Genomic DNA, 790 nt, shown 5'->3' on the forward strand with positions numbered 1-790 from the left:
GGCATAGGGGCACCGGATTTTGACGGGTTGCTGCACAAGGCGCGCGACGGTAAAGCCATTGACCTCGGCGGCATGCAGCTGACGCCTTTTACGGTGCCCCACGATGCCCGGGAACCCCTGCAACTGAGCTGTACCGACGGATCGGCAAAGCTGGGCATCCTCACTGATCTCGGTCATGCCACTTCGCATGTACTGGAAAACCTTGGGGGCTGCGACGCCCTGATGCTGGAGTGCAACCACGATTCCGACATGCTGGCCCAATCGTCCTATCCCGCATTCCTGAAGCGGCGGGTGGGCGGCCAATTTGGGCATCTTTCCAATACGGCCGCAGCGGATGTCGCCCGCGGCGTCATGCATCAGGGGCTACGCTACCTGGTGGCAGCCCATCTCAGCGCGCAAAACAACCGGCCGGAGCTGGTGCAAAACCTGATGGCCGCAGCCGTGGGTTGGGACGCGGAAGACATCATTGTGGCCAGGCCCGACGTCGGCACACGCTGGATCCATATCTGAGGAAGGGTCGTGGGCCCTGCAATGCGGGTGCATGCCGTCCATCGCGGCAAACAAGCGTCCATAAAAAAGCCGCCTCGCGGCGGCTTTTTTCGACTCGCTGAAGAATTACTTCGCAGCGCTGGCTGGAGCGGCCGTAGCAGCGGCTGCAGCGGCAGCGGCGTCAGCAGCAGGTGCCGAGGCGGCAGCAGCCGGAGCGGATGCAGCAGCGGCAGGAGCCGATGCGTCAGCAGCAGGGGCTGGAGCTGGAGCTGGTGCAGCAACTGGTGCCGGTGCTGGAGCT

General features: G+C 63.8%; 1 protein-coding gene. It reads left to right on the top strand.

The genetic code is table 11. From position 1 onward, the window contains the following. The coding region (locus AC1D1X_RS24760; RefSeq protein WP_477699548.1) for an MBL fold metallo-hydrolase at positions 1–510 on the top strand (510 nt) is incomplete at its 5' end. Positions 511–790 lie beyond the last annotated feature (280 nt).

It is taken from the genome of Polaromonas sp. P1_G4 (assembly GCF_056405475.1).